We start from the raw sequence: 3,804 nt of genomic DNA on the forward strand, positions 1-3,804 counted from the left end.
GCCGAGCTCGCCGACGTAAAGAATTTTTACGCCACCGCCCATTTTTTCGATAAATTTCATAAAATTTTCGCTGTGTTTGCGAAAGATTAGCACGTTGATTTTTATCCCCGCCGTGTTTGCCGAAAGGGCGCGCGCGATCTCGGTGTTGCCGAAGTGCGAAGTGATTAAAATTTTGCCCGTTCCATCGCTTAGAAGCTCTTTCATACCGCTTTGTACGCGAATTTGATCCAGCGCGATCTTGCCGTTCCAAACTGCGATTTTTTCGCAAAGACTGAGGGAAAATTTATAAAAATTCGCGTAAATTTCGCGGGCCTTGGGCTCGCGATCAAGCGCCCGCCGCAAAAACTCCTTGATTGCGCGTCGCTCGTTTTTAAGCAGCGCAAAATAGATCGCCGAGATAAAAAGCGCGGTGCCTCGCATACAAAAATCGGGCGTGTGAAGCGTGATGAAGCGGGTTAAATTTAAAAGCGCCGCGCCCGCCTTTTCGTTGTTTTCGCTCCAGTGTTTAGCCATCGCGCCCGTCCTTTACGGCGGCATGTTGCGACGAGGCTTTTACGAGCGAACTTTGCGCTGAATTTTCCGCCTGCGGGCTTTGCGCTGCGGCTTTGTCGCCGCATTTTTCGGTACCAGCTTTTTCGTTTGCGCCGCCGTCCATCTCTTTTTTCGCACCTTTGCAACTATCGCGCCGCGCACCGCTGCAAAGGTTTTGCCCCGCTAGCCCTTGCAAAATTTGATCTGCACTCTGCTGCGAAGCCCCCCGCAAGCCGCGCTTTTTAAATTTATCGCAGGCGCGCTTTAGCGCCCTTTTTGCAAGCCAAAGCGGAAGCCTGCAAAATAGCCTCGCGTGCATCAGCGAAATTCCGAAATTATCTCGAAACGGCGCGAAATGGCTCACTCCGCTCGCTTCGTAGTGCACCGCCAGATCTAGCCATTTTATCTCTAGCCCCGCCCGCGCGGCCAGGATTAAAATTTCGGCATCAAAGCCCATCCTGCGGCTCTTAGTGCGGGGCAGAAGCGGCACGATCCCCTCTAGCGGGTAAATTCTAAAGCCGCACATCGCGTCTTTTATGCGGTGCGAAAGGGTATTTATCACGCACCAAAAGTTCATTATCTTGCGTCCGTGCAGGCGGGATTTGGGCGCGCTTTCGTCATACACGGGCGCGGCGCAGATCAGCGCGGCTGGTTTGTGCGCCGCAAGCGCCAAAAACTCCTCGCACCTGCTTACGTCGTGCTGAAAATCCGCGTCGATCTGAAAGGCGTGCGTAAATCCAAGCTCCTTCGCCCACGCCAGCCCGTCGCACACTGCAGCGCCTTTGCCGCCATTTTGCGCGCGGGCGTAAATTTGAGCAGCAAGCCTCTTTAGCGCACTTTTGCTCGCCTCGTCGCTGCCGTCGTCCACGATCAGTACGGGCGCGATGGGCGCTAGGGCGCTTACGAGCTCGGCGATACGCGCGGGATGGTTGAAGTAGGGCAGCAAAAACGCGGGCTTAAAGGCAAATTCTTCCACTGGCGCAGACCTTGTCGTTTGAAATTTCAAAGCGGAGCTTGCCGCTTGCCTCGGTTATTTTGATTAAAATTTCATCGCCGGGGCGGATGAAATTCGTAAATTTTAAATTTTCTATCTTTTGCGTGCCGTCCAGCTCGTAGCCGAGGGCTTTTGCGCAGATCAATACGAAGCGAAGCTGCATAAACGCGGGCACCAGCGCAAATTTCGCAAAGTGTCCGTCAAAATAAAAGTCGCTGGCTCGCACCTTAGCGCGAAACTCATTCTCCGCGCTCTGCTCGAAAACGGGCACCTCGTAGCGCTGCAGGGCGCTTAAAAAGTCTTTTTTGCTTAGCTTTCCCTGCTCGTTAAAAGGCAGCTTGCTTGCGATTTTGAAGTAACGCAAAATCGCGCCGAATTCGGGCTTTAAAAAGGCCTTCAGCTCGTCCGTGACGCCCTTTTTGCCGCTTGCGCGAAATGCCTGCTCACCGCGCTCGCTAAGCTTGATAAGAGCTACGGCGCGGTCGCGCTGCGGGTGCAGATCGATCCTGCATTCGCCGATAAATTCGTGCGAACGAAGCTTGGCTTCGAGTAGATCGAGGCTCACGCGGTTTTCATTGATCTTTACAGTGCGGTCGCCGCGCCCCAAAAGCGTGATCTCATCTGCGCGTACATAGCCGAAATCGCGGCTTTCAAAGTACTCGCACCAAGGCGAACTGATCGTAAACTCGCCCGTTTGCGAAAATTTGTCGGCGGGCCGCTTTGCCGTAAATTTATCGAAAAGCCCCTCTGCCTGCACAAATTTATCGTCGTGTTTCGTCGCGGCGATCAGTGCGGAGCTGTTTTTCTGGCCGGTCGCGGTTTCATCGCAAGCGTCTGCATTAAATTTAGACGCTTGCTTGTCCGAGCGACTTGTGTCTTGCCCGTCCACACGGCTCGTTTTGGGCTTTGTCGCAGAATTTTCGTCGCAAGAGCTTGCCGCAGAATCGAAAGGCTTGCTCTCGCGTTTCTCCGCGCCGCCGCTATCAATATCCGTGCGGATCTGCACGCTTACTGGAGCGAATTTTTTAAGCCCCGCCCCCTCGTTGCAGGCGATCACGCCCGTTTCGCTGGAGCCGTAAATATCGACGATGCGGGCACTGCTAAGCGCTGCCAACCTATCTCGGATCGCAGGACTTAGCGGCGCACCCGCGCTAAAAATGGTGCTCAAAGGTGCTATGTTTGCAGCGTCTGCGTGCTCGCACAGCGCGCCTAGCACCGTGGGCGAGCTGATCAGCACGGCGCCCGCAAGATCGGCTGCGAGGATGATTTCAGGGTAGTTTAGACCGCCTTTTTGCGTGCGTGAGCCGCAAAGCAGCGGCACGAAGATGCTAAAGGTAAGCCCGAACATATTTTGGTGCGAGACGCCCGATAAAAATCGATCGCTTGCGCGAAGACCGAATCTTTCTACTAAAAATTCCGCCTCCAAAACCATATCGCGCAGGCTTTTTTCGATGTTTTTCGCCTCGCCCGTAGAGCCTGAAGTTTTGATATAAAATTTTTGATCGGCGCGCAGTAGATGCAAAGAAACAGCCTCTTGCTCGCACGGCGCGTGATTTTGCGGCGCGTTTTTAGATGAAATTTTAGGCGCAGATTTTCCCGTATCGTGCGGCGAAATTTTTTCTAAATCATGCGGGCTAAATTCGTCTAAATTTTGCGCTGCAGCGAGATTTGGAATTTTTACGTCGCCGCCTAGATGAAATTCGCCGCTAAATTTGGGCTCTCGCAGCAGTACGGGCGCAAAGCCCGCAATCAGCGCGCCGAAAAAAAACGCGATGAGCTCCGCCGCGTCCTCGCCGTAAATTTCGATCATCGGCGCATTTTTTTGCTCTTGCGTCTGCGCCGTTTGCAGGGCGTGCGCGGTATCTGTGCCGCCAGAATTTTCTGCATCATTTAGATTTGCGCTTCTGCTAGAATTTTTCTCGTCTTTTAAATTTACGCTTGCCGCGCTGCTTTGGAGTTTATCCGCGCCTTTTAAGTTTGCCGTTTCGTCTTGCTTGCGCCGAGTTTCCGCTAAATCGCGCGCAAGAGCCGCCGCAGCAAGGATTTTGCGCTCGTAAGGCTTTAAAGAATTAATCAAATTTTTTAACATAAAATTTCCTAAAAATCATCTCGCCGCCGATCAGCGCGCCGATGAGGACGTATGAGATCGCGCCGCAATAAACGCTCCAATAAATTTTATCTCGCGGTAGCAGCAGCGCCGCGCTAAGTAGGCCGTTTAGCACGAAAAATCCGAGCCAAATTTCGGTCAGCTTGCGCGTGTAGACGCGGCCGTGTTCGTT

2 protein-coding genes and 2 pseudogenes are annotated in these 3,804 nt (G+C 53.1%); all 4 read right to left on the minus strand.

The window, feature by feature from the left end; all coding sequences use genetic code 11:
- Window positions 1-513: pseudogene (locus tag Q0257_RS04670) on the minus strand (hypothetical protein); the annotation flags it as partial.
- A complete protein-coding gene (locus Q0257_RS04675) occupies window positions 506-1,507 on the minus strand; it encodes a glycosyltransferase family 2 protein (RefSeq protein WP_298022147.1) in 1,002 nt (333 codons plus the stop codon). The pseudogene Q0257_RS04670 and the gene Q0257_RS04675, both read right to left, overlap by 8 nt.
- Window positions 1,488-3,614, minus strand: a complete 2,127-nt coding sequence (locus Q0257_RS04680) for an AMP-binding protein (protein WP_298022150.1) — start codon at window positions 3,612-3,614, stop codon at window positions 1,488-1,490. The genes Q0257_RS04675 and Q0257_RS04680 overlap by 20 nt, the downstream gene beginning before the upstream one ends.
- A pseudogene (locus Q0257_RS04685) lies at window positions 3,595-3,804 on the minus strand (DNA gyrase subunit B); the annotation flags it as partial. The gene Q0257_RS04680 and the pseudogene Q0257_RS04685, both read right to left, overlap by 20 nt.

Origin of the sequence: uncultured Campylobacter sp., assembly GCF_938018035.1 — a bacterium.
In the GTDB taxonomy this organism is placed as follows: Bacteria; Campylobacterota; Campylobacteria; order Campylobacterales; family Campylobacteraceae; genus Campylobacter_B.

Excerpts from the sequence above, each read along its gene's own strand:
- Q0257_RS04680 (WP_298022150.1), bottom strand. The coding sequence starts at position 3,614 with ATGTTAAAAAATTTGATTAATTCTTTAAAGCCTTACGAGCGCAAAATC.